The sequence below is a fragment of the Albibacterium profundi genome (assembly GCF_042159835.1).
Taxonomy (GTDB): Bacteria; Bacteroidota; Bacteroidia; order Sphingobacteriales; family Sphingobacteriaceae; genus Albibacterium; species Albibacterium profundi.
Genome location: NZ_JBBVGT010000003.1, coordinates 626,564 through 652,808, shown reverse-complemented (window position 1 = coordinate 652,808; position 26,245 = coordinate 626,564). Strand labels below are relative to the sequence as shown.

Annotated in this window: 19 protein-coding genes; 13 read left to right on the top strand and 6 right to left on the bottom strand. The window is 39.7% G+C overall.

All coding sequences use genetic code 11. From position 1 onward, the window contains the following. Positions 1 to 11 precede the first annotated feature (11 nt). The 4 genes from recD to WKR92_RS14210 are packed head-to-tail and all read left to right on the top strand — an operon-like array spanning position 12 to position 9,027. Positions 12 to 1,772, top strand: coding sequence for an exodeoxyribonuclease V subunit alpha (recD, locus tag WKR92_RS14225; protein ID WP_375558507.1), 1,761 nt, complete (start codon positions 12 to 14; stop codon positions 1,770 to 1,772). Further along, complete coding sequence (gene recC, locus WKR92_RS14220; RefSeq protein WP_375558506.1) at positions 1,769 to 4,942, top strand: exodeoxyribonuclease V subunit gamma; 3,174 nt, start codon at positions 1,769 to 1,771, stop codon at positions 4,940 to 4,942. The genes recD and recC overlap by 4 nt, the downstream gene beginning before the upstream one ends. Beyond that, entirely contained in the window at positions 4,939 to 8,358 is a 3,420-nt protein-coding gene (gene recB / locus WKR92_RS14215; protein ID WP_375558505.1) for an exodeoxyribonuclease V subunit beta, read from the top strand. The genes recC and recB overlap by 4 nt, the downstream gene beginning before the upstream one ends. 39 nt (positions 8,359 to 8,397) lie before the next feature. Beyond that, on the top strand, positions 8,398 to 9,027 hold the full coding sequence (locus tag WKR92_RS14210; protein WP_375558504.1) for a hypothetical protein: 630 nt from the start codon (positions 8,398 to 8,400) through the stop codon (positions 9,025 to 9,027). Here the strand turns inward: WKR92_RS14210 and WKR92_RS14205 are convergent. Then, positions 9,024 to 9,386 carry a response regulator gene (locus tag WKR92_RS14205; protein ID WP_375558503.1) on the bottom strand — a complete coding sequence of 121 codons (363 nt, stop codon included), beginning with the start codon at positions 9,384 to 9,386 and terminating at the stop codon, positions 9,024 to 9,026. The genes WKR92_RS14210 and WKR92_RS14205 overlap by 4 nt on opposite strands. Positions 9,387 to 9,801: 415 nt before the next feature. On the opposite strand from WKR92_RS14205, the gene WKR92_RS14200 reads away from it, so the two are divergent. From WKR92_RS14200 to WKR92_RS14165, 8 genes are all read left to right on the top strand, one after another. Continuing rightward, positions 9,802 to 12,087 carry a GH92 family glycosyl hydrolase gene (locus WKR92_RS14200; RefSeq protein WP_375558502.1) on the top strand — a complete coding sequence of 762 codons (2,286 nt, stop codon included), beginning with the start codon at positions 9,802 to 9,804 and terminating at the stop codon, positions 12,085 to 12,087. 92 nt (positions 12,088 to 12,179) lie between these two features. Further along, positions 12,180 to 13,157, top strand: a complete 978-nt coding sequence (locus WKR92_RS14195; protein ID WP_375558501.1) for a formylglycine-generating enzyme family protein — start codon at positions 12,180 to 12,182, stop codon at positions 13,155 to 13,157. 62 nt (positions 13,158 to 13,219) lie between these two features. Beyond that, on the top strand, positions 13,220 to 14,524 hold the full coding sequence (locus WKR92_RS14190; RefSeq protein ID WP_375558500.1) for a Gfo/Idh/MocA family oxidoreductase: 1,305 nt from the start codon (positions 13,220 to 13,222) through the stop codon (positions 14,522 to 14,524). Positions 14,525 to 14,536: 12 nt separating this feature from the next. Beyond that, positions 14,537 to 15,547, top strand: coding sequence for an FAD:protein FMN transferase (locus WKR92_RS14185; protein ID WP_375558499.1), 1,011 nt, complete (start codon positions 14,537 to 14,539; stop codon positions 15,545 to 15,547). Positions 15,548 to 15,558: 11 nt separating this feature from the next. After that, positions 15,559 to 16,482, top strand: a complete 924-nt coding sequence (locus tag WKR92_RS14180) for a hydroxypyruvate isomerase family protein (RefSeq protein WP_375558498.1) — start codon at positions 15,559 to 15,561, stop codon at positions 16,480 to 16,482. Between the two features lie 128 nt (positions 16,483 to 16,610). Then, the gene (locus WKR92_RS14175) at positions 16,611 to 17,840 is read left to right on the top strand and encodes a nucleoside permease (RefSeq protein ID WP_375558497.1); all 1,230 of its coding nucleotides are present in this window, start codon (positions 16,611 to 16,613) and stop codon (positions 17,838 to 17,840) included. An 80-nt stretch (positions 17,841 to 17,920) separates the two neighbouring features. Beyond that, positions 17,921 to 19,600: a GMC oxidoreductase gene (locus WKR92_RS14170; RefSeq protein WP_375558496.1), complete on the top strand. Its 1,680-nt coding sequence runs from the start codon at positions 17,921 to 17,923 to the stop codon at positions 19,598 to 19,600. Between the two features lie 16 nt (positions 19,601 to 19,616). Then, a complete protein-coding gene (locus WKR92_RS14165; RefSeq protein WP_375558495.1) occupies positions 19,617 to 20,183 on the top strand; it encodes a gluconate 2-dehydrogenase subunit 3 family protein in 567 nt (188 codons plus the stop codon). On the opposite strand, the gene WKR92_RS14160 is transcribed toward WKR92_RS14165, so the two are convergent. After that, a complete protein-coding gene (locus tag WKR92_RS14160) occupies positions 20,180 to 22,282 on the bottom strand; it encodes a heavy metal translocating P-type ATPase (protein WP_375558494.1) in 2,103 nt (700 codons plus the stop codon). The genes WKR92_RS14165 and WKR92_RS14160 overlap by 4 nt on opposite strands. Positions 22,283 to 22,381: 99 nt before the next feature. On the opposite strand from WKR92_RS14160, the gene WKR92_RS14155 reads away from it, so the two are divergent. Continuing rightward, the gene (locus tag WKR92_RS14155; RefSeq protein ID WP_375558493.1) at positions 22,382 to 23,227 is read left to right on the top strand and encodes a helix-turn-helix domain-containing protein; all 846 of its coding nucleotides are present in this window, start codon (positions 22,382 to 22,384) and stop codon (positions 23,225 to 23,227) included. Positions 23,228 to 23,229: 2 nt separating this feature from the next. Here the strand turns inward: WKR92_RS14155 and coaA are convergent, their stop codons facing one another. From coaA to WKR92_RS14135, 4 genes are read right to left on the bottom strand one after another with little or no spacing between them, the layout of a single operon-like run. Further along, positions 23,230 to 24,174, bottom strand: a complete 945-nt coding sequence (gene coaA / locus WKR92_RS14150) for a type I pantothenate kinase (protein ID WP_375558492.1) — start codon at positions 24,172 to 24,174, stop codon at positions 23,230 to 23,232. A 1-nt stretch (position 24,175) separates the two neighbouring features. Then, a complete protein-coding gene (locus tag WKR92_RS14145; RefSeq protein WP_375558491.1) occupies positions 24,176 to 24,583 on the bottom strand; it encodes an OsmC family protein in 408 nt (135 codons plus the stop codon). 10 nt (positions 24,584 to 24,593) lie between these two features. Next, complete coding sequence (locus tag WKR92_RS14140; RefSeq protein WP_375558490.1) at positions 24,594 to 24,980, bottom strand: methylglyoxal synthase; 387 nt, start codon at positions 24,978 to 24,980, stop codon at positions 24,594 to 24,596. A 1-nt stretch (position 24,981) separates the two neighbouring features. Beyond that, positions 24,982 to 26,214 carry a spore maturation protein gene (locus WKR92_RS14135; RefSeq protein WP_375558489.1) on the bottom strand — a complete coding sequence of 411 codons (1,233 nt, stop codon included), beginning with the start codon at positions 26,212 to 26,214 and terminating at the stop codon, positions 24,982 to 24,984. Positions 26,215 to 26,245: the final 31 nt, after the last annotated feature.

Sequence of the window (26,245 nt, the reverse complement as noted above, 5' to 3'; positions counted from 1 at the left end):
TCAAGGGAAATATGGTCACAATCAACAATGTTCACGAACAGTTTGCCACTTTTTTCGAAGGCGAAAAGCTAAAGCCATTTGCTTATCTCGTTTCTAAGCAGCTGAGTGAGGGTCATATTTGCATAGATCTTAATGAAATCATTACGGGTGACATCGAGTTCCCAGTTGACTATCGGCGGGTTGCTGATATAGAGCGTGATCTGTCTGCTGAAAAACTTGTGGGAACGTCCTTTGAAGATCGCCAACCTTTTATCTTATATAATTCTCGTTTTTATATTCAACGCTATTTTGCTTATGAAACCTTAATATTAAAACGAATTAAACGCTTTTTAGAAAATGAAGAACAGGCGTTTATCGAAAGAAAAGAGCAGTTGCTGGCTCAGCAGGACTATATCAGGGAGCTTTTCGATAGCAAAGAGAATGTTGAGCATCTATCGTTAGAAGAACGGGTTGACTGGCAGCAAGCAGCAAGTATACTCGCAGTGCTGAACAATTTTACTATTATAACAGGAGGACCTGGAACTGGAAAAACGACAACTACAGCCAAATTATTGAGTATATTAAGAAAGGTAAATCCTGATCTAAACGTAGCATTAGCTGCGCCTACGGGCAAAGCCGCTGCTAGACTCGCAGAATCCTTATCAGGAGCTGAGTCGACAACCATTCATAGGCTTCTGAAAACCATACCGAATACGCATCATTTTTATTATAATGAAGCTAATACCCTACCTTATGACGTTGTTATAATTGATGAGGCATCCATGATTGATGTTACACTTTTTGCGAAGCTACTTTTAGCAATAGGCGATGGTACGCGTTTAATTCTACTTGGAGACAAAGATCAATTAGCTTCAGTCGAAGCCGGGAGTCTTTTTAGAGATCTGTGCCTCACACAAACTGAAAGCAACGCGATAACGCCTGAAATTAAACAGCTTATAAATTCCTTAATCCAGGACTCGCAAAAAAAAGTTCCGACAAACGATACTCAAGTCGTTGATAGTACATTGTTGACTAACCACATCATCGAATTAAAACGAAGCCGTCGTTTCGATAGTAATAAAGGTATTGGGAAACTGAGCAAAGCTATTATCAATAATGATGTAAATCAGCTAACAAGTTATATAAATCTAGGTAAGTCGGAACAGGTACAGATTGATACAACCTATTCAGAAGCTTTGTTCAATCAGTGTGTTGCGCGCTATCGTGATTTTATTGAGGAAGAAAATATAAAAATGGCGCTCAAGAAGTTCAACGAATTTCGGGTGTTATGTGCGATACGCGAAGGAGAGCAAGGCCTGTATCATATCAACAGACGCATAGAAGATATGTTGGCACGAATGGGCTTACTATACCCCCATATTGAGTTTTATCAGAATCGTCCGATAATCGTCACCAGCAACTACTACAACCTGGATTTATATAATGGTGATATCGGCATTATCCGGTTTAATAGAGACCAACAAGCCGTTGCTTTTTTTGATGACGGGGACGGACTAAAATCAATCGCACCAAGCTTGATCGGACACTGCGAAACAGTATTTGCGATGACTATCCACAAAAGTCAAGGATCCGAATATGGTGAAATCTTAATTGTTTTACCCGAAAAAGATGATTTAAACTTGCTGACTCGAGAACTATTATATACTGCAATTACGAGAGCTAAAAAAGGGGTAACCATTCAGAGTAGTGAAAAAGGTTTACAGAGTACAACTGATCGCCAAGTAAAACGAACCTCCGGAATAAGTGAACGATTTAAGATGAGCGTGATATGAGTTTGCAGTTAAACGTGTCGAATTCTTTATACCAATTGGTTGACGAGTTAGCTATAAGTCTTCGTAAACCACTCCCAACTGTTTTTCATCCCCATTATGTTGTAACACAGACCGACGGGATGAACAATTGGTTGAAAGTAGAGATAGCAGCTAGATTGGGTATCACTGCGAATATCCAATTCTTGAAGCCGAATGATCTAATAACAAATATCTATTATATACTAGGCGGCCCTCATGATCAGGTTCTGAGTACTCATAACCTTCAGTGGGTCATCTATGAAGTGTTAGACGAATCTCATTTTAAAAATAAATTCAGACACATCAGCGAATATTATATCAACAGCGATGTAAAACGTATTGCCATGGCTGAGAAAGTAGCTGATTTATTCGACCAGTATCAGATCTATCGTCCCGAGATGATTGAAGACTGGAATGAAATAGGAGACATAGGAGAAAGGGAAACCAACTGGCAGCGATATCTATGGCGATCTTGTTTAGAAAAGGTAGGGGATAAAATGCCGGATAAGACGCGGATTGGCAAGTTTATACTTACCGCGTTGGACGACCTCCAAAATCGTGAACGAATAAAAGAGCGAATCCCACTAATTAGTTTTTTCGGTATTTCAATTATTACATCCTATCATCTTCAAATATTTCATGCATTAGCACAGCATATTGATGTCTCATTTAACCTAATAAACCCTGCTCCGGATATCTATTGGTTTGAAGATCGTAGTGCGAAATATATCGCTAAATGGAGAATTAAAGATCGCCTTCAACCGCAACTTTATGAAGCTCCTCTCGAAGGAAATCCATTACTTACCAATTGGGGTAAAGTTATTCAGGACACCTTCAGCCTATTTTTAGAGGACGATATTCTCTTTAACCATTACCTGGACAATGGTCTGGAGCCTCAACCCGTAAAGCTTCTAGGTAAGTTACAGAATGATATTTACCATAACTCAACTCAAGACCATCGGAATAAATTAGAAATCAACGACCTACTAGATGAGTCAATATCAATTAACTCCTGTTACACGCCGATACGGGAAGTCGAGGTCCTTTATAATTATTTGACACATTTGGTAGACACGAATCCGAATCAATATTCTCCCCGGGATATCGTAGTGATGGTTACAGATATTGACTTATATGGTCCTTATATCAAAGCCATATTTAACTCGGCACCTTATCAATTTCCTTTTACAATAGCAGATGAGCGCTTAGATCGTGGAAATAGTCTCTTTGGAGCTATTAATGCTTTCTTAGAGCTAGACGTTAATGCTTTGCATGCAGAGGATGTTCTGCAATTACTAGATTGGGATTATATAAAGAATCGCTTTCAGTTACGAGATATAAACCTAATTAGGAGAGCGGTCGACTTAGCAAATATCAGATTGGGGATCAAAGGTGACCTCGAAAACGACACCGTTCACGTTAGCTGGCTAAACGGGTTGAATCGGATTATGTATGGTATTTGTATGTATTCGGAAGATGAATATTGTTTAAATGGCAATTGTTTCTTTCCGGTCGATCTGGCTGAAGGGGAGAGTGCGGAAGAGTTAATCCGATTTACTCATTTTGTCAACGTACTGATCGATAGTTTAACTCAACAACGTAAAAAAAGAAACCTGACAGACTGGGGCGATTACATAATAAACATCGTCAATAATCTAATGTATCTGCCCGAGGAAGATGAGAGTCAAGACTATCAGGTATTGCTTCAATACGTTGAACGACTGAACCTAGTTGCTTTAGATACGCATGAAACGATTAGCTATACCGTATTTAAACACAACCTGATAAATGTAATCTCGGGTGAAAGTCGCTCAGATAATTTTGCGTCGGGGGGAATTACTTTCTGTTCTTTAATTCCGATGCGAAGTATTCCTTTTAAAGTTGTTGCGTTACTAGGAATGAACGCTGGTCAGTTTCCAAGGAATGAAGTAAAAAATGGCTTTAACCTCATACAACAGAAGCCGAAAAAGGGTGATAGAGATATTAAAGGCAATGATAAACACCTTTTTCTAGAAACTATTTTATCCGCGCAAGAACATTTATTTATAAGCTTTATCGGAAGAAATGTAAAGGATAATACTGTTTTACCACCTTCCATTTTAGTGGATGAACTTATCGATTATATCACAAGTGGTGTATTGGATGAGAATGAAGAAGCTGTTCGTAATGCATTGATTATTAACCATCCTTTACATAACTTCTCAACGCAACCTGCACGAATAGTAAATTATATTGCTTCTGAAAACAACGCTTATCGTCGCAAAGACAGCATCATCGGTCATACAGCGAATAATATCGAGAGAATCGAATTTTCCGAAGTTACAGTCCGGGAGTTCATTAGTTTTTTCAAGGATCCTTTCAAATGCTATTATAACCGCATCTTAAATATCAACTATCAAGAAAATGATATCTTACTACGAGAGAGCGAGTGGTTTGAATTAGATTCTTTAGGTCAATGGGACGTCAAGAATGATCTATTAACTATTGACGACGATCAGTTGTCAGACTATATTCAAACAGGTATCAGAAAAGGCTATTTACCGTTAAAAAATTACGCTATATACACTATTAATGAAATAGTCGAAAAAGTAAGACCTTCTAAAGAAAAATTAAATCAATTAACAGCCGGATACAATGCGGATTTCATTTCTATTCAATTAGACGTAAACGGTGTGATGATTAATGGGCAGATTGAGAACATATACGGCGATAAAATCATCAGCGTATCATTCTCTAAAAATAAACATCCTTACTTACTTGATGTTTATATTAATTACTTGCTGGCCAAAGCTAGCGGAGTCTCGCTAGATGGAATTTTAATCGACAGTGAAGACAATGAAGTATTTAGGTTCCCTAAAGACGCCATTGATGAGACAGAAGCATTTGATAAATTGGCATCCTTGCTAGAACTATATCAGACCGGTCATCAAAACTTACTGATTTTTCATCCACGTTTTGAGAATGATCCCGTCAAAGTGGCCAAATTAAACCATCAAAACTTTCAAAAAAACATCGAGGAGTTGTCTCAATACAACAGCTATATTCAACGTGAACATCTAGATGGTTTATTTGAGAAAGAGTCTATTTATGAACAGTATTTAGAAACCACGGATAAGGTGTTTTCTGATATTTATTCTATACTACGACAATGAGCAATATTGAATCAGAAACAAGGCATCTTCATCACTTTGATGTTCAATCTGTTCCACTTCAAGGGCGAAACCTTATTGAAGCAAGTGCAGGAACCGGAAAAACCTATTCAATAGCCATTCTCGCTCTTCGTCTTATATTGGAGAACAAAGTCAGTATCAACAAAATACTGATGGTTACATTCACCAAAGCTGCGGTTGCTGAATTGGAAGAACGAATACGACTATTTGTTCGAAACGCGTATAAAATAGCTAATGGAGATTCAACTATCCAAGACCCAACACTCACAACGATCCTTTCAAGAGCTATTGACAAAAATGGGAGGAAGGAAACGCTTGAATTATTAAAAGAAGCTAAACTACTCCTCGACGAGACTGCAGTGATGACTATCCATAGTTTTTGTCAACTAACACTCGGTGAGTTTGCATTGGAAACCCATCAGCTTTTTGAGTCTGAAATGGTGCAAGATATGACGGCTATTCGACAAGAAAAGGTGGATGATTTTTGGCGACAAAATATTACTACGCTAGATCCTATTCTATTACAGAATATTATCCCGATGAATTTTAGCCGAAGTTCAATCGCGGAAATAATTGACAAGTCGCTCGGTGGCCAGCGTTTCCTTTTTTATGATAAGAACGCGAATCATTCGTTTACACAAGAAGACGAAATACGGGTACTGGGGCGACTGGGGGAGTTGAATAAAACACTCGACACGAGTTGGACGCAGCTGATTGATGAAGTAGTTGCGAACCGGTTGGAGTTACTTGCCAAGTGTGATAGCAATTTCTATACGCGGAAGAATTTATTGCCGCTTATCGACGATCCTCATAACTTTCTTACGAAGCTTACAGAGGTAAAAGAAAAAGCTAACGCGATCAAAACACTCGGAGATTGGATCGATAAACTCGCGCTAATAGATAAAATAAATGACGAAAAAAGAATACTAACTGAAGAATTAACAGATCACTTGTACTGTACGGCCATTGAACAAATTTCGACGAATATAAAACGCTACAAAGATGACCAAGGTCTCCTTTCTTTTGATGACCTGATCACGCGACTGTATCAAGCAATCAACTCAAATGGTAGTTCAAAACTAAAATCTGGTCTTAGAGAAAAATATCAAGCCGTTTTTATCGATGAATTCCAAGACACCGATAAATTTCAATACGAAATATTTGATAAGGCCTTTGACGACCAGACGGTCGTTTTTTATATTGGAGATCCTAAACAATCAATATATGCTTGGCGACAGGCTGATATTAACACATACTTTAAAGCGGGCAGGGAAGTAGATAATCGCTACAGCATGAATGTCAATTACCGTTCGGGTCGCATGCTGATTGAGTCTATGAACTCATTCTTTAGACCTACTGAGGATTTTGACACATTTAATTTTAAAAGTCAGGATGACGGAATTTCGTATATTCCCGTGGAAGCGCCAAAAGCGGGTAAGGAGCTCCACCTGTCATATCAAAAATCCGCACAGGCCGGGATTACGATATTTTCAAATGCTAATAAAGCAGAAATACTAGAAACACTTGCCAATCAAGTGTTGTTGCTGCTGACTGACAAGGACTATAGTCTTGATAAGGACGGACTTAAGCGGAGGATTCGACCGTCGGATATTGGGGTTTTAGTCCGATCAAACAGTGAAGGTCTAAACGTGAAAAAGCAACTAAGTAAATTAGGAATTACGGCGGTTACCATTGATACGAACAAAGTTCTTATGACAAGGGAGGCCCAATACATCTATCATTTGCTAAGGGCTTTCGTTGACATTAATATACATACGGTGAGTCGTGCCTTACTTAATCCGCTTACAGGTTTCAACACCAATGATCTACTGCAATTAAACTACGATGAAATCTTTCTCGAGTTTGGGATATTGAAACAAATATGGGAAACGTCTGGTACCTATTCAGCCTTGACCAAATTTATAAAGGACTTTAACGTCAAAGAAACGCTGCTGAGTACCAATAGGGCGCGTACACTGACAAACGTCCTTCAAATTATCGAGATCCTTCATAAAACACAGAGTCTAAAAAATCTATCCGCTTTGGAGTTGTTAAATTGGTTGAAAATGGCCAGTGAAGGAATGAAAATGGATGGTGATGAATACGAACAACGAATAGAAAGCGATGAAGAAGCTGTGGAGATCGTAACTATCCACAAAAGCAAAGGCCTGGAATATAATATTGTTTTTGCACCATTTCTTGATATGAAAGCTTCGTTTGAACGAAAGTCGCTTATAAGTTTAAAATCAGCATCTGATCAGGAATATATCTTTGCACAGCCTCATCGATTAAACGACGAGCAACGAGACGAAGCACTCACCCAAATCGAACAAGAAAACAGACGACTGATCTACGTGGCGATTACTCGTGCTGTTTATAAATGTTATATTTTCAGAAATAACCACAGTGCGAAAAACAGTTCGCTTACGCCATTTATCGAAGCCGCACGAAGTCATAAGGAGGAATCAGCCCACACTCTTATTGAATTTGCAGACCAACTGGAAATAGAGACGAACATGATATATCAATCAGGAAGAGGCACCCCTCCAATACAGGGTACACCTATTCCCGTTTCCAAATTCGAACTAAGGCAAAGAAATTGGGTAAAAATGAGTTATACATTCCTCGCTAGAAAGCCGGAATACATTCGAAGAGAAAACGATCGAATCAACCTCAATAGTTATGATCATTTTATCTTTAAACAATTAGTCAAGGGAAGCTTAGTCGGAAATTTCCTCCATGACGTTTTTGAAAACATCGATTTTACAAACGATACATCATGGGAAAAGCAAATTCAGGCATCTTTAGCACGTTATTTACCTAAGCACGACGATAGCATTGTACCGATGGTTAATGAGCTCGTTTATCATGTGGTTAATTCCTCAGTAAATATCGATGACGAAGTATTCACACTTTCTAAAATTGCATGGAAATCTCGATTAAACGAATTGGAGTTCAATTTTAATGTGTCCTCTTTTTTAGGACTGCAATTAAACCAGTTAGCGGAAAAGGAGAGGGCTTTTGTTGTAAGAAGTATAGAACAGCTAGAAGGGGTAATGAACGGTATAATTGATATGGTTTTTCAGCACAACGATCGCTATTATATATTAGACTGGAAGTCTAACTTTCTGGGCGACTTCTTGATTCATTATGAGCAAAATCAACTCAACGACATCATGACCGAGAATAACTATCACTTGCAATATTTGATATATGTTGTCGCGTTAAAAAAATATCTTCAGCAAAGATTAAGTAACTTTGATTATAATCGGGATTTCGGCGGTGTTATCTATTTTTTCATAAGAGGCGCGAGGGCTGGTCAACAAACCGGAATATACACCACCAAGCCTTCTATAGATTATATTAATAAACTCGAAAATCTTCTATCTGAAAAATGATGAATAAAAGATTTATATATTTACTTGTAATTTAAACGGATGAAAAAGTTAACAAGATCGCTCAAAATTGCTTTTTTCTTCATATTATCCACATTGATATGTGCATGCTCGATCGGACAGCAAGCAAAAGAGATAAAAACATTAGCCGATTGCAAGTATACGATTACACGTGTTGATGATATTTATATCTCGGGAACAAATATTCAAAAAATCATTGAAGACCGTGATTTCACATTGACCAATATGCCATCCTTGGCTTTAGGTTTCCTTAGCAAAAATATTCCCTTACGAGCTAATCTGCATGTTATGATTGACAACCCCACGGACAATGCAGCGTCGATTAACTATTTCGATTATGAGATTTTAGTAAACAATCATAGCTTTACAGAAGGCACGATTGACCAAGAAATAAATATCCGACCAAATGACAAGCAGGAGGTAGAGCTTGCGTTTAATACAAATATCTACGAATTTCTCAAGAATGACTCAATCAGAAATGATATACAAAATTTTGTTCTCGCTTCACAGGGGGGCAATGAAAAGAAAGCATCGGTTACATTAAAAATTAAGCCGGCCATTGTCATCAAGGACAAACTCTTTAAATACCCTGGCTTTATTAGTATAAATCGCGAATTAAGTAGCAACCTTTTAGGGCTTGATAGGTTTTAAGCTACTTTCCGACATATAATTTCAATTGCTCTTTGAACATCATTTTTGTCAAATGGCTTTGACAAAAATGCGCAGGCTCTATTCCGTTCCGACTGGTCAGCGATATCCACGGACGACATGTAGATGAACGGTCTTTTAGACTTTTCCAGAAATTTCCCTAGCTCGAATCCCTTTTTATCACCTTGAAGGTTTATATCTACAATAAACAAATCAGATGTCCGCATATGTATCTTTGATATAGCTTCGTCCACGGAGGATGAAATATTATTCACTTGATGCCCCATGTTCTCAATTATATCCTGTAAATCATAGGCAATGATCACCTGATCTTCAACAATATGAACTTTTAAGTCCGTCATATTTTTTATTTCCCTTTGTTTGATTCTCTCGCTGCCTTTGGAAAACAATATATGTGCCGTTTTATATTTTTCATACAAATAGAACCTGTAATCCTCGATTTGCAATATAAATATTACATAAAACTCTTCGTTAAGTGTAAATTGTACACTATATTTGTACTATCATAATTTAGGTTTATAATTGGTTAGTAAAGGTTCCCATTCTCCCCGTTTGGGAACCTTTCTTTTTTGCAACGTAATTCGTGTGTACGTTTGTTACGTTCAGTGATCCAAAACTCTACCTCAAAGACTCTATCTTGTATTTCTCAAAGACTCTATCATGTATTTAATTTTATCTATTTCTTGCTAAATCGTTTTATAAAAAATATATTTGGTGTATAAAATTATAATCCTCAATAAAACGCTTATGCAGACAATGAAATCTTTCGCAACAGTCCTATTATTATTACTAAGTTTCGGTGCATCAGCCCAATTCGTTGATAAGGTCAATGATCACGTGGAGTGGGTTAATCCACTAATGGGTACCGATTCCAAGCCTTCATTATCCAACGGGAATACCTATCCCGCCGTTGGCGTTCCATGGGGCATGAATTTATGGACTCCACAAACAGGAAAAATGGGTGATGGCTGGATTTACAAATACACTGCTGATAAAATCCGAGGCCTAAGACAAACACACCAACCATCGCCATGGATGAATGACTATGGACAATTTGCAATTATGCCCGTAACAGGAGATTTAAAATTCACTGAAGATGACCGTGCTAGTTGGTTTTCACATAAATCGGAAGTGTCAAAACCATATTATTACAGCGTTTATTTAGCAGACCACAACGTCACCGCAGAATTAACGCCTACAGAAAGAGCTGCTCAATTTAGATTTACCTTTCCGGAAGAAGATAATTCCTACGTAGTTATTGACGCATTCGATAGAGGATCTTATGTGAAAGTTATTCCTGAAGAAAATAAAGTAATCGGTTATACAACACGATACAGCCGGGGAAAACTGACAAACTTTAAAAATTATTTCGTTATCCAATTTGACAAAAGTTTCGATTTTACAGGGACTGCGGATACGGGTGTTTATAAGGACGGGAGATTGGAGCTCGAATCAGAACATGCTATCGCGGTTATCGGATTTAAGACTGATAAAAACGCGGTGGTAAACGCTAAGGTCGCATCCTCGTTCATCAGTTTTGATCAGGCTGAATTAAACCTCAAACGGGAATTAGCCAATGATGATTTTGAAGCGACAAAGTCAAAAGCCAAAAACCTTTGGAATGATCGTCTGTCTAAAATTGAAGTTGAGGGAGGTACAATTGACCAGATTCGCACTTTCTACTCGAGCATGTATCGTACCTTATTTTTTCCAAATAAATTATACGAGATAAACGAGAATGACGAAATCGTACACTGGAGTCCGTACAATGGCGAGATTTTACCAGGATACATGTTTGCTGGTACCGGGTTTTGGGATACTTTCAGAGCATTATATCCATTCCTAAACTTGGTATTCCCGTCCATTAACAAAGAAATGCAGGAAGGGCTTATCAATGCCTACAAAGAAGGTGGCTTTTTGCCAGAATGGTCAAGTCCTGGATTTGCAAATATCATGATCGGTAATAACTCCGCTTCTGTTGTCGCAGATGCGTACATAAAAGGTCTTCGGGGTTACGATATTGAAACCCTATACGATGCTTTAATTCACGGTGCAAATAATGAAGGACCAATGGATGCCGTAGGTAGGAGAGGTGCGCCGTATTACAATGAACTGGGCTATGTTCCATACGATGTAGGCATCAATGAGAATGCTGCTCGTACGCTCGAATATGCTTATGATGATTTTGCAATTTATCAATTAGCTAAAGTTTTAAATAAGCCTAAAAAGGAGATTGAACTATATGAAAAAAGAAGTCAAAATTTCCGTAATCTGTTTGATCCGACTACAGGATTGATGCGAGGTAAAAACGAAGACGGCACGTTTCAGGAACCATTCAATCCATTCAAATGGGGTGATGCTTTTACTGAAGGAAACAGCTGGCACTATACCTGGTCCGTGTTCCACGATGTAGAAGGACTGATCGGATTGATGGGCGGTAAAGAAGAATTTGTAAAGAAACTTGATTCAGTCTTCACCTTGCCTCCAATTTTTGATGAGAGCTATTACGGCAGTGTCATCCATGAAATCCGTGAGATGCAAATTGCAAACATGGGACAATATGCGCATGGCAACCAGCCGATACAGCACATGATCTATCTCTACAACTACGCTGGGACACCATGGAAGGCACAATATTGGGTACGTGAGGTTCTAGATCGCATGTATCGTGCTACGCCTGACGGTTATTGTGGTGATGAGGATAATGGACAAACATCCGCATGGTATGTGTTTTCCGCTTTGGGCTTTTATCCAGTGACCCCTGCCGTAAATCAGTATGTGATTGGTGCACCACTATTTAAGAAAGCAACGATTACATTGGAAAATGGAAATAAGATTGTATTAAATGCTGATGACAACAGTGCAACAAATAAATACATCCAGGCTATCGAGGTTGATGGTAACAAATACGAGAAGAATTGGTTTAGCCATTTCGATCTAATGGACGGAGCGACAATCGATTTCACAATGGATAGCGAGGCTAATAAATCGAGAGGTACAAAAGAATCTTCATTTCCATATTCATATTCAAACGACAAATAATACATAAATATCTTCGATTTATTTGCTTTTTGATGAATTCGTGCTAAATTAGATTTTTATATTCTAAATATTTTAGACCACGACTCAGATTCATGAAGTGTTATAATATACTGATACCGTTACTAACATTAACGTTCATTACACAAACAAGCACAGCTCAGCAAAAAGCAAATAAACTCGAAGATTACACCCAAGAAATAAACGGAACGAACCTATCGTTTACTATGCAAGCCATCCCAGGCGGCAGTTTCTTTATGGGGAGCGAAAATGGAGAATCGGATGAAAAGCCGGTTCATAAAGTTCAGCTGGATCCTTTTTGGATGAGTACCTTTGAGGTTACTTGGGACCTCTTTGAGCCTTTTCTATATAAAGATTACGAAGAGAGCAGTAGCACCGAACCAATTTCTCCTGAGGTTGACGCAGTAACCCGTCCGACAAAACCTTATCTGGACATGACTTTTGGCATGGGAAAGGTCAATTACCCTGCTCTAGCAATGACTCAGTATAATGCGATTCAGTTCTGCAAATGGATTTATACGCGTACTGGGGTATTCTATCGTTTGCCAACCGAAGCTGAGTGGGAGTACGCGGCGCGTGCTGGTGCTAGCACGGAGTATTTCTTTGGAAATACAGAGGATGACTTGAAAAACTACGCTTGGTTTATTGACAATAGTGAGGAAACAACTCATGAAGTAGGACAAAAAGAGCCTAATCCTTGGGGCTTACATGATATATACGGAAACGTTGCCGAATGGACCTATGATCAATATCACGAAGACTATAGTGCATTTGCGGAAAAAGAAAACATAAATCCAGTAGCAGAACCAATTACTCTGTATCCCCATAGCGTTCGAGGAGGCTCCTATCTCGATGAAGCGACGGACCTTCGTTCTGCTTCCCGATTAGCATCAGATCCATCATGGAAACAAATTGATCCACAAATACCTAAAAGCAACTGGTGGCTACCTGATGCTCCTTTTGTCGGTATCCGTTTAGTTCGACCTTCGGTTCAGCCAAGCAAAGAAGAAATTGAGGCTTATTACAATAAGGAGCCAATCCCGGATTTTTAAAGACTAACAAATTCCGAAAGCGATTAAAACTAATTAACTTATATAAAACTAAATAATAGAAAATGAAACAAGATCGACGTAGTTTTTTAAAGTCTTCTAGCGTGATTGCGGGAGCAGCTGCTCTTGGTACAGCACCCATGTCTAATGTCTTTGCATCCAATGATGATACAATTAAAATTGCCCTTATAGGTTGCGGAAGTCGCGGCACCGGAGCTGCTGTTCAAGCGTTGAGCACCAAGCAGAATATCAAATTAGTTGCCATGGCAGATGCTTTCCAAAACCGCTTAGATGATAGTTATAAACTATTGAAGCAAAAATTTGGGGATAAGGTCGATGTTCCGGAAGATCGTCAATTCGTTGGTTTTGACGGATATAAAAAAGCGATACCTTTAGCAGATGTGGTACTCTTAGTTACGCCTCCGGGGTTCCGTCCAGTTCATTTCGAGGAAGCTATCAAGCAAGGTAAGCATGCTTTTATAGAAAAACCAGTAGCTGTTGATGCACCGGGTATCAGAAAAGTATTGGCAACAGCTGAAGAAGCGAAGAAAAAGAAGTTAAATGTGGTTGTTGGTTTGCAACGTCGTTATCAAGACAATTACCGCGAGACAATTAAACGAATCCACGGTGGAGATATCGGCAAAATCCATTCGGGTCAAGTTTACTGGAACTCTGGTGGCGTTTGGGTAAACCCACGAGAAGAAGGACAGACAGAGATGGAGTATCAAATGCGTAATTGGTATTACTTTAATTGGCTCTGCGGAGATCATATCGTGGAACAGCATGTACATCAACTTGATGTAGCCAATTGGGTTTTAGGCGGGCACCCTGTTTCTGTACAGGGTACAGGTAGCCGTGCTTGGCGAACCGGTGAAGATTATGGTGAAATATACGACAATCACGCTGTTGAGTTCACCTATGGTGACGGAGCAGTGATATACAGTCAATGTCGTCACTTCGAAGGTACATCAAACCGTGTGGATGAAACGTTCCAAGGCACCGGAGGAAAAGTTTATCTTTCAGCAAATAACAGCGGTGTACTATGGGATCCTAGCGGCAAAGAGCTTTTTAGCCACCCTACTAAAAATAATAGAAACCCATACCAAACAGAACATGATGAACTGTTCGAAGCAATTGCAAATGGAGAGTTTAAATTCCAAGATGCTGAGTACGGAGCTACAAGTACGTTCACTGGAATCATTGGCCGACTAGCCACATATTCAGGAAAAGTTCTAAAATGGGATGAAGCATTAGCATCTGATATCAGTCTAATGCCTGATGAGCTGAGTTGGGATGCCTTGCCTAAAGTACTTCCGGACGAAAACGGTCTATATCCGTACGCACAACCTGGAAAAACAAAGGTTATCTAAGAAGCGATCTCTGTGAAGCGGTTGTTGATTTCTTCGCCGATAATCATTATTTGTCTTGCTTTCTTGTCCTTTCAAGAAGCAAGACAAAATAATTTTACGATAAGGGGGCGAGCACAGGGGACGAGCTATCACGTTTCTTACTATCATTCTAAAGAAATAGTCTCTAAATATCAGATCGACAGCATCCTCGAGCAGATCGACTACTCTATGTCGCTTTATGTACCCAACTCCCTAATTACACAATTTAACAAATCATCAAAAGCTGGTAAACTAGATGCACATTTTTCAAATGTACTGCAGAAGGCTTTTTTAATCAGCAAAGATACAAAAGGCATTTTTGATATTACAGTTGAACCACTACTGGATGCTTGGGGTTTTTCGGCAGTTAGGAGAGATTCATTACCAACAAAAGAAAAGATTGACAGTCTATTGCCATTCGTTGGTATGGGCAAGTTAAAACTAGAAGGGAATCGCCTAGTCAAAAAACAAGCAGCCGTACAAATTAATGTCAATGGAATCGCACAAGGTTATACAGTTGACGTTTTAGCGGATTTCCTAAAAGAACATGGTATCCGCAATTTTTTTATTGAACTTGGTGGAGAGATCAGAGCTGAAGGTCGCAAACCTGACAACTCGCAGTTTATGATAGGAATTGAAGGCCCTTTAGAAAAAGGAATAAGCAAGGTGGGCATCAAACACCGCATATATTTAGAGAACATGGCAGTCACCACTTCGGGTGGTTACAATCAGTTTGTTCGCGAAGACGACAAACAATATATTCATATATTAAACCCGACCACAGGCTTCCCAATCGAGTCTGACATCCTTTCTATAACCGTGTTAGCGAAGGATGCTATTACAGCCGATGGATACGATAATGCGTTAATGGCTATGGGAATGAATGAAGCACTTAGGTTTCTGCGAAACAGGCCATTCATTGATGCCTATATCGTTTACCGAACATCAGATGGAATCGTCCAAGATACCATGACCAAAGGGTTTAAAGCAATTATTAAAAACTAATTAATCATAATATGAAAAGAGGTAAGTTTATACAAAACAGCATACTAGCCGCAGGCGCCGTAGTTTCAGGGTCGACCATCCCTGCGTTCGGAGCAGAGAAAACTGTTTCAAGTGCTAATAATAATCAGCCATTCAAAATGAATTACGCACCACATCAGGGACAATTCCAAAATCATGCTGGAAAATCGTTTGTCGATCAAATTCAGTTTATGTATGATCATGGTTTTCGTGCGATAGAAGACAATGGCTATTTAGGCAGATCAGTTGAGGAACAAGAAGCAATTGGCAACAAACTAGCTCAGCTAGGAATGACGATGGGCGTTTTCGTAGTCGACGGCGGAGACAACTGGAAAACATCATTATCCACCGGAAAAAAAGAATTCCACGATCACTTTATTGAAACATGTCACCGTTGTGTTGAAGCTGCTAAACGTTGCAATGCCAAATGGCTAACGGTTGTACCCGGCTTTTTTGATCGTTCACAGCCTTTAGGTATCCAGACATCCAATGTTATCAATACTCTGCGTTATGCGGCGGAGATATTTGAACCAGAAGGCCTTATTATGGTAATTGAGACCTTAAGTGACACTCCCGATTTGTTGCTACAAAAAACCGATGAAACCTATTTGATATGCAAGGCTGTAGATAGCCCTTCGTGTAAAATCCTATACGATTTCTATCACATGCAAAGAAATGAAGGTGATCTATTAAAAACCATTGATCGTTGCTGGGATGAAATAGCGTATTTTCAAATTGGGGATAATCCGGGACGTAAGGAACCCGGTACCGGTGAGATAAATTATAAGAACGCGATGAAACATGTTTATGATAAAGGTTTCCGCGGAATCATGGGTATGGAACATGGGCTTTCAGGCTCAGGAAAAGAAGGCGAAATCAAGCTCATAGAGGCTTACCGGGAAATTGACAGTTTTTAAAGACGAATACAAAATCGAGAAGAGTATAGGTTTTCATAAAATAATCACTTACATTTAATGTGCATTAGTCGTATCGAAACCAATAACATTTATTAGAGTAATTAACATTTAATCAAAAAAAATAAAATATGAACGCTGGAATACGCTTTAAACTATCATTTATGATGTTCCTTGAATTTTTTATTTGGGGAGGCTGGTTTGTAACATTGGGAACGTTCCTGAGCCAAAATCTTCAGGCATCAGGACCAGAAACTGCAAACGTTTTTTCCACACAATCATGGGGAGCTATTATTGCCCCTTTTATTATCGGCCTCATTGCAGATAAATACTTCAACGCAGAGCGTATACTAGGAGTTTTGCATCTTGTTGGTGCGTTACTGATGTACCTCATGTATTCTGCGCCAGATGTATCAGTTTTCTTTCCATATGCGCTTGGTTATATGATTATTTACATGCCAACGCTGGCATTGGTTAACTCCATCTCATTTCGCCAAATGGACAATCCAGAGAAGAACTTTTCAGCGATACGCGTATGGGGAACCATTGGTTGGATAGCAGCCGGCCTAGCCATTAGTTATATTTTCCAGTGGGATTCGCAGCCAGGTGCGTTAAAATATACCTTCCTGTTATCGGGTATTGGTTCACTTATACTAGGGTTGTTTAGTTTTGCTTTACCGAAAACACCTCCCATTAAAAAATCGACCGGAGAAAAAAGTAGTATTTCTGATATATTAGGGTTAGACGCTATCAAGCTATTAAAAGATAGGAACTTTTTTATTTTCTTTATTTCATCTATACTCATATGTATCCCATTGGCATTCTATTACCAAAATGCAAACTTGTTCTTGCATGAAATAGGTATGGAAAACCCAACAGGGAAGATGACGATTGGGCAAATATCGGAAGCATTGTTCCTATTATTGCTTCCTGTATTTTTTACACGATTTGGATTTAAAAACACAATATTACTCGGAATGCTCGCTTGGGTATTACGCTATGTACTGTTTGCATACGGCAACGTAGGTGAACTATCCTACATGCTGATCATTGGTATCGCATTACATGGAATTTGCTATGACTTTTTCTTCGTGTCAGGACAGATCTATACGGATTCAAAAGCAGGAGAAAAATATAAAAGCTCGGCTCAAGGTTTAATTACACTCGCCACCTATGGAATCGGTCAATTGATCGGGTTCCAAGTTGCCGGCCTTGTTAGTGAACATTATAGCGGTCTTGCTACTTCTGAGTTTTGGCACAGCGTGTGGCTAATACCAGCAGGTATCGCAGCCGTCGTGTTTCTGATATTTTTATTTTCTTTCAAAAACGAAAAGACCGAAGCTCCAGTGCTCGAGCAGTAAAATGCAAGTTGACTTCATGTATTCATGCAGTCGGGCTTCGTAAATAATACAAAACAAGTTAAACAAAACAAAACAAGATTATGGCAGAGAATACTTATGATGCAATCGTAATCGGCTCCGGAATCAGCGGCGGATGGGCTGCCAAAGAATTAACGGAGAAGGGATTAAAAACGATTGTATTGGAAAGAGGCTGGAATGTTGAACACATTAAAGACTACCAAAACAACACGAAAGACCCATGGGAGTTCCCTCATCGCGGAGGACGCACCCAGGAGATGATTGAAAACTACCCAGTTCTCAGTAGAGATTACCCTCTTAACGAGAAGAATCTTAAATTCTGGGTGAATGAACAAGAAAGTCCGTATACAGAAGTCAAGCGTTTCGACTGGTACCGCGGTTATCAAGTAGGCGGTCGCTCGCTAACTTGGGGGCGTCAAAGTTATCGCTGGAGTGATCTGGATTTCGAAGGAAATGCGAAAGAAGGAGTTGCGATCGACTGGCCCATTCGGTATAAAGACATTGCTCCCTGGTACAGCCATGCAGAGCGCTTCGCCGGTATCAGTGGTAGTAAAGAAGGGTTATCTGTATTGCCCGATGGAGATTTTATGCCTCCGATGGAGATGAATGTTGTTGAAAAACATATCGCTGCGCGTCTAAAGAAACAGTACAATAACAATCGTCATATGATTATCGGTCGCGTAGCTAATATTACTCAGCCGCACCACGATCGTACTAATTGTCAATACCAAAACAAATGCTGGTTAGGATGTAATTTTGGAGGATACTTCAGTTCAAATTCTGCAACCCTTCCTGCAGCGGCAAAAACAGGAAATTTAACCGTTCGACCGTTTTCAATTGTAACTCAGATCCTTTATGACAAGGATACCAAGAAGGCAACAGGAGTGGAGATTATCGATGCGGAAACCAACCAAACTTATACCTATCACGCAAAAGTAATTTTCGTGTGTGCTTCCGCGTTTAACTCGACTTGGGTGCTGATGAACTCAGCAACGGATGTTTGGGAAGGTGGTCTTGGCAGTAGCAGTGGTGAGTTAGGACATAATGTAATGGATCATCACTTCCGCTTAGGAGCGAGTGGACGAGTAGAGGGTTTTGATGACAAATACTATTACGGCTCTCGTCCGAACGGTATCTATATTCCTCGCTTCCAAAACGTCGGGGATGATAAACGGGATTACCTACGTGGATTTGGGTATCAAGGCTCAGCTAGTAGATCAGGCTGGTCACGAAACATCGCAGAACTAAACATTGGTGGGGAGTTCAAAGATGCGCTAAGCGAACCGGGCGACTGGTCCATCGGTATTACAGCCTTTGGTGAGATTCTACCACATCACGACAATAAAATCAGTTTAGATAAAGAAAAGAAAGACAAGTGGGGCTTACCTGTATTGGCAATGGACTGCGAACTGAGAGAGAACGAGCTGAAAATGCGAAAAGACATGACAGCCGAGGCCAAGGAGATGCTTGAAAAATCAGGTGCTGTTGATGTTCACACATGGGATTCAGGCTATTACTTTGGCCAAGGTATTCACGAGATGGGAACTGCCAGAATGGGACATGATCCTAAAACCTCTGTTTTGAATAAACACAACCAGGTTTGGGATGCATTAAATGTATTCGTGACCGACGGCGCTTGTATGACATCTGCAGCAGCAGTTAACCCATCGCTCACTTATATGGCACTTACGGCTCGGGCAGTTGACTTTGCTATAAGTGAGTTAAAGAAACAGAACCTTTAATATTGAATACAAAGACATGAACAGAAGAGAAGCAATTAACAGAGTAGCATGGATCTTTGGAGGTGCCATTATCGGTAGTCAATTATTTTTAGAGGGTTGTACCAGACCGGCAACTACGGATGTGGCCACCTTATTCGAAGAAGATCAAATTAACTTTTTGGGTGATATTGCCGACACCATCCTTCCGCCTACAGGTTCGCCAGGAGCGAAAGAAGCAGGGGTAGGGGCTTTCATTCCGGTGATGGTACGTGATTGCTACACCGAGGAAGACCAAAAAGTTTTTCTAGAGGGCTTAAATAAACTCGAGGAATCAGCAAACAAAAAATACAAGAAGAACTTTCAACAGCTCAGTGCGACCGAACGTACCGATCTTCTTGTAGAGATTGATGCTGAACAAAATGAATATCACAGTAGCAAAGAACCAGAGCAGCCTAATCACTATTTTCGTATGATTAAGCAGCTGACCTTATTGGGCTTTTTTACATCTGAATTAGGCGCGACTAAAGCGTTGCGTTATAATCCAATACCTGGTCGCTACGACGGAGACTATCCTTATAAAAAAGGAGATAAAGCCTGGGCTTAGTCTAATTTCTTGATCTTCAATCTGAGGGAGTTGCCTATAACAACAACGTCAGAGCAAGCCATAGCTAAAGCAGCCAACATAGGTCCCAAATACCCTAGAGCTGCTAATGGTATGGCGAAGATATTGTAGAAGAAAGCCCAAAATAAATTTTGCTTAATAGTGATCAACGTATGCTTACCCACTTTTAAAAGGGTAATTACAGAATTCAGGTCATTATTAAGCAAAATTACCTTTGCCGATTGAATGGCAATATGACTTGCATTTCCTAAAGAAACACCTACATCAGACGTCGTCAATGCAGGCGCATCATTTATGCCGTCGCCAACCATAGCGGTTGTACCTTTCTTTTTAAAAGAATCGATAACCTGCAGTTTCTGTTCGGGACGTTGTTCTGAATAAACCGTATCAATTCCCAGCTTCTGGGCAACGAATTCGCATTTTTCTTTCCGGTCGCCACTTAATAAGACCGGTGTTATTTTACGCTCTTTTAATAGATCGATTAAGTTCTTCGCCTCCGGTTTCAGTTCATCCTCAATTGCAATCTTACAAATTAGTTGATCATTTTTCTTCAAAAAGACATCAAAGCCATCGATATCAGTTTCCGGTTGTACAATCTTACTTGAGCCTATCTCATATTGATTACCGTCGGCATCAATAGCCTTGATACCCATTCCTTTCACCTCGTTCACTTCGGTGAAGATAAATCTCTTCATCTTATCACTCTCTAATTCTGCCACGAGTGACTTGGCAATTGGGTGGTTAGAATAAGACTCAAGCGCTACGATCAACGATTTTGCTTCAGCCATATCCAAGTCAAATACTTGTATATCGCGCACAGCAAAATTACCGGTGGTCAAGGTACCTGTTTTGTCAAACACCATGTATTTGAGATTCGCCATCTCTTCAACCGTGGCACCCCCTTTTATGAGCACGCCTTGTTTTGCCCCTCGGCCTAATCCGACCATTACCGCTGTTGGGGTCGCCAAACCCATCGCACAGGGACAGGATATAACTAATACGGCGATCGATCTCATAATGGATTCGCCCAGTTGCACATCAAATATCAAATAGGATAAAACAAAGGTTAAGACAGCGATACTCACGACAACGGGAACAAAAATTGCTGCCACCCGATCTCCTAATCTTTGAATAGGTGGCTTAGAACTCTGCGCGCGTTTCATAATCTCAACAATCTGCGAAAGCACAGAATGTTTACCAACCTTTGTTGCCAGTATTTTTATACTACCTTGCTCGACTACAGTACCGCCAATAACAGAATCATATTTATTTTTTTCGATTGGCAAACTTTCTCCCGTTAGCAAGGATTCATTGACAGATGCGTTTCCCCATATAATGTCCCCATCGGCTGGTATCTTTTCTCCAGTATTTACCAACAGCGTATCGCCACTATTTATCATACGCGAATCGATTACCTCTTGTTCATCACCAATCAGTCGAATTGCCTTCACCTGCTGATATTTCAACAAGTCTTTAATCGCCGAGGTCGTTTGAGACACCGATCGCTTTTCGAAGACATTTCCAAGTAACACAAGCGTAATAATAACCGCCGTTGTCTCGTAAAACATATAATCCGGACCGAGATTGAGGACCGTTCCCGTCAAGCTATAGATAAACGCCGAAGTGAACCCGATAAATATTAAGACATCCATATTGGGAACGCCACTGCGAAGCGAGTTGATCGCGCTTTTCCCAAAATAACTCAAACCCAAAATAAAGACCGGTAAACAAAGTGCCAGTTGAATATAAGGATTGTGCAGCCAATGGAAGGGCAAAAACATATGAGAAAATAGCGGAACAGCAAATATTAAACTGAAGATAAATTTGTTCTCAACCTTCGCAAAGAAACCCTCTTGTGGTATTTCTTCATTTTCATAGACCTTAAAACCGAGGCCTTCAATATCTTTGATAATACCATCGAGGTTTAATTCGCCCGCATTTGAAAATTTCACTTCTTCATTAGCGAAATCTACATGAACCTCTTTTAAACCTTTTTTCTCTAACATTTTATGAACCGATAAGGCACAGTTATTACAATGCATACCAGTTACGTTCAACTCAACTAAATTAGATTCACTCATAACGTTCTTTTTATCACTATCAAATTTACGCTGATGTTGACATGAAAAAGATGATAAAGTCAGGAATAAATAGTACTTTTCACGGATTATTAGATTTGTATGGAAAAAAGCAAGATCCCTATTCACAAAAGCCATAGCAATTTAGCAAGTCCGGAAGACTTTTTTAATATGCAGTGGATTGACCTGAATATCGAATCATTGGAACGAATTGAAAGCCCGCATCGTCACGACTACTACAGCATCTATTTTCTTGTGGCAGGGGAGACCCTTCAGTTTATCGATTTCCACGAATATAAAGTACAGGCTGACGCACTAATCGTTATGCGTCCAGAACAGATTCATTATCACGTCCGGGCAACCAATGCCAAGTTATTACGCATTAATTTTAAGGAGCAGTTCCTTCTTCGCTTCCAAACAGGACGGCACAACTGGCAAGATATATTCAGTGTAGACGTTATTAAAGTAGACGCTCAGAGCATGAAGAGCTTCCTCAATTACATTGATCTGTTAGATACCGAAAGCAAATCTCCATTAGAAAGTAAGGATATTCTATCTAAATTGTTTAGCGCCTTGCTTGATAAAATATCACTCTATCTTAACACTGAGGACTCTCCGAATAGTAGCAAGTATACAGCAATCTACAAACAATTCAAACAACTCGTTATCCAACATTCATTATCTGAAGTGAAAGTGACCGACTATGCTAAACGATTATTCCTATCGGCTGGCCATCTCAATGACGTCGTCAAAGAGGTCACAGGCAAAAATGCAAAGACCATCATCAATGAACAGCGAATTCTTGAAGCAAAACGTTTGTTATACTGGACCGATATCCCTATTGGTGAGATAGCTTACAAGACAGGGTTTGAAGATCCAGCCTATTTTACGAGGTTTTTTAAAAAGTACACCAATATGCTACCAAGCGAATTTCAGAAGAAAATATAAGCTTATATCTTTTTAAACTTAATTTGTTTAATAGAGTGATCCACATCTTTTTCAAGAATTAGATTCGCACGGTATCGTGTCGGTAAAATGTTTTTAACCAAATTAGGTCCATTGATTTCCTTCCATATGTTTCTTGCAAAATCAATCGCGTCTTCATGACTCAAATTCGCATATTTATGAAAATAGGACTCCGAATTCTGAAAGGCCGTTTCCTGAAGATTTAAAAAACGATCTAAATACCAGTTAATCAAATTCTTCTCTGTAGAATGCACGTAGATTGAAAAATCAAAGAAATCGGATACGAATATCCGCGGGCCTTTGTATTGTTTCTTAAGATTAACCTGTAGGACATTAATACCCTCAATAATTACAATATCTGGTCTGTCGACCACCTGTTCAGCACCCTCTATAATATCGTATTCAAGATGTGAATAAACCGGCGCACTTACTTTTTCCTTCCCAGATTTAATCTCTGATAAAAACCGAATCAAGCGCTTGGTGTCGTAACTCACTGGGAAGCCTTTTTTATTCATAATATTCCTCGCTTCCAAAATATGATTCGGATAGAGGAAGCCATCCGTTGTAACCAGATCCACACGCGGTTTTCCCGGCGATAGTGATAGCACCTTTTGAAGAACTCTTGCTGTCGTGCTTTTTCCCGCCGCGACACTTCCTGCAATACCAATAATGAAGGGAAGCTTTTTAGATTTGCTTTTTAAAAACTTACTAGCCCTTTCATGAAGTTGCTGTGCTTCTTCGATATGGATCGTTAATAGATGCCCTAAAGGAAAGTACACCTCTTGAATCTCTGATAAGGTTAGCGGCTCGTTTAATGCATTTAACGAGCTGATATCCTCATTGGACAGGTTGTAGGTTATGGATCCGTTTAACTCGCGCCATCGTTGCCGATCGACGGTAATAAAGGGTGAGTATTCGTCATAACTCATCTTATTTTTGTATTAGGGTAGAATTAATCACTATTGGATTTTGCAGTAATTTATGCGTCGGGCATTTGTCAGCTATTTTAATGATTCTCGCTTTTTGCTCTTCATCTAAATCGCCTATCAGTTCAATGTTTGCATTGATATAGGTTGTCTGCTGTCCGGAAGTCTCTTGCACTTCCAAATCCATTTCCAATTTAACTTCCTCCAGTGCCCATTCCTTTCGATCTGCATACATACGCATCGTTATTGCTTTGCATGCAGCTAAAGAAGAAAGTACCAATTCAAAAGGAGCGAGGCCTAAATCTTCACCGCCCAGATCTTCTGGCTCATCGGCAATAATGCTATTCCGATCGTTCGTGATTTCCGTTTTGTATTTATCTTTACCAATACTGGCACTAATCCGATATTTCATTTACTCTAGATTATGAAAGTGATTCCTTTTGTAAGCCCAACAGAATGAGTTTTGCCGTCGCAGGATTGGTTGCAAGTGCCACATCATGCACATCGCAAATCCTCATCAGCATTTGAATATCAGGTTCATGAGGGTGCATACCCAAAGGATCCCTAAAAAATAAAATTCCACGTAACTGACCTTCGGCAGCCATCGCAGCGATTTGTGCGTCTCCACCTTTCGGCCCACTAAGTTTGCAATCTACATCCAAACCAGTTTCTGTGATTCTCTTACCTGTTGTACCCGTTGCAACAATCTTATATGCTTTTAGTTCGTCATGATACTGTTTTACAAACTCAATCATTTCAGGTTTTTTCCCATCATGGGCAATGAGTGCAATTGTCGTCTTTTCTTCCATGTTATCCGAAAAATATATATGCGATGATAATAGCGGCTACTACGCCGGCCAGTTCTGCTAACAACGCGCAGGGCAGGGTATGTCTTGTATTTTTAATGGCGACTGAACCATAATAAACGGCCAAAACATAAAAGGTAGTTTCTGTTGATCCTTGGACTACACAGGCTACTAAGGAAGCGAAATCGTCAGCACCATTGACTGCCATTAATTCCACCATTAAACCTCTGGCACCGCTGCCACTTAAAGGTTTCATAAACGCTACTGGCAATGCTTCAACAAAACGCGTATCGGCTCCAAACCAAGAGACCACCGCGCTAACACCGTCCACCATATAATCCATTACACCTGCCTCACGAAACACACCAATAGCTACCAATATTCCCACTAAATAGGGAATAATCTTAATTGCCACACCAAAGCCTTCTTTTGCTCCTTCTATAAAATTTTCATAAACATTTATCTTACGGAACATCGCCAGACCAATAAATGATACGATGATCCCGAATAGAATTACATTCCCGCCAACCATGGATATCTCTGAAATCCGGTCTTGCGGAAGCGTTGTAAAATAATAAAGCAAACCTCCGATAAAAAGTGCAATACTTCCTAGGTAAGCTAAAATGACCTTGTTAAATAAATTGATCCGTTGATAAATAGCAACCGTAACTAAACCTACAATGGTTGAAAAGAATGTTGCTATCAAGATCGGAATAAATACATCCGACGGGTCGGCAGCCCCAGCTTCCTTCCGATAAGCCATAATACTAATGGGCAATAGGGTCAAACTCGATGCATTCAGCACCAAAAACATAATCTGCGCATTCGTTGCCGTATCTTTTTTCGGATTCAACTCTTGCAGTTCTTTCATCGCTTTTAAACCCAAGGGCGTAGCTGCATTGTCCAGACCGAGCATATTCGCAGAAAAATTCATTAAAATAGAACCCAGAGCCGGATGATTTTTGGGTATTTCGGGAAATAGTTTGTTGAAGAAAGGGCCGACAGCTTTTGCGAAAAGCTGAATCATGCCACCTTTTTCACCGACCTTCATAATACCCAACCAGAATGCCATGAGGCCAATGAGACCCAAAGAAATTTCAGCACCTGTTTTTGCACTATCAAAAGTGCCGCTAATAATACGCTGAAAAATCTCAACATCTCCTAAAAATATCAGCTTAAATAAAGCAACTAAAAAAGCTATGAGAAAAAAAGATATCCAGACGTAATTTAAAGCCATAAACTAAGGTTGATGCAGTAAAAGTAAGATT

Coding starts and splice junctions, on each gene's coding strand:
- recD (WP_375558507.1), top strand. CDS start 12: ATGGTCACAATCAACAATGTTCACGAACAGTTTGCCACTTTTTTCGAA.
- WKR92_RS14160 (WP_375558494.1), bottom strand. CDS start 22,282: ATGAGTGAATCTAATTTAGTTGAGTTGAACGTAACTGGTATGCATTGT.
- WKR92_RS14175 (WP_375558497.1), top strand. CDS start 16,611: ATGAACGCTGGAATACGCTTTAAACTATCATTTATGATGTTCCTTGAA.
- WKR92_RS14200 (WP_375558502.1), top strand. CDS start 9,802: ATGAAATCTTTCGCAACAGTCCTATTATTATTACTAAGTTTCGGTGCA.
- WKR92_RS14170 (WP_375558496.1), top strand. CDS start 17,921: ATGGCAGAGAATACTTATGATGCAATCGTAATCGGCTCCGGAATCAGC.
- WKR92_RS14190 (WP_375558500.1), top strand. CDS start 13,220: ATGAAACAAGATCGACGTAGTTTTTTAAAGTCTTCTAGCGTGATTGCG.
- WKR92_RS14210 (WP_375558504.1), top strand. CDS start 8,398: ATGAAAAAGTTAACAAGATCGCTCAAAATTGCTTTTTTCTTCATATTA.
- WKR92_RS14145 (WP_375558491.1), bottom strand. CDS start 24,583: ATGAAATATCGGATTAGTGCCAGTATTGGTAAAGATAAATACAAAACG.
- WKR92_RS14155 (WP_375558493.1), top strand. CDS start 22,382: ATGGAAAAAAGCAAGATCCCTATTCACAAAAGCCATAGCAATTTAGCA.
- recB (WP_375558505.1), top strand. CDS start 4,939: ATGAGCAATATTGAATCAGAAACAAGGCATCTTCATCACTTTGATGTT.
- recC (WP_375558506.1), top strand. CDS start 1,769: ATGAGTTTGCAGTTAAACGTGTCGAATTCTTTATACCAATTGGTTGAC.
- WKR92_RS14135 (WP_375558489.1), bottom strand. CDS start 26,214: ATGGCTTTAAATTACGTCTGGATATCTTTTTTTCTCATAGCTTTTTTA.
- WKR92_RS14165 (WP_375558495.1), top strand. CDS start 19,617: ATGAACAGAAGAGAAGCAATTAACAGAGTAGCATGGATCTTTGGAGGT.
- WKR92_RS14205 (WP_375558503.1), bottom strand. CDS start 9,386: ATGACGGACTTAAAAGTTCATATTGTTGAAGATCAGGTGATCATTGCC.
- WKR92_RS14180 (WP_375558498.1), top strand. CDS start 15,559: ATGAAAAGAGGTAAGTTTATACAAAACAGCATACTAGCCGCAGGCGCC.
- coaA (WP_375558492.1), bottom strand. CDS start 24,174: ATGAGTTATGACGAATACTCACCCTTTATTACCGTCGATCGGCAACGA.
- WKR92_RS14140 (WP_375558490.1), bottom strand. CDS start 24,980: ATGGAAGAAAAGACGACAATTGCACTCATTGCCCATGATGGGAAAAAA.
- WKR92_RS14195 (WP_375558501.1), top strand. CDS start 12,180: ATGAAGTGTTATAATATACTGATACCGTTACTAACATTAACGTTCATT.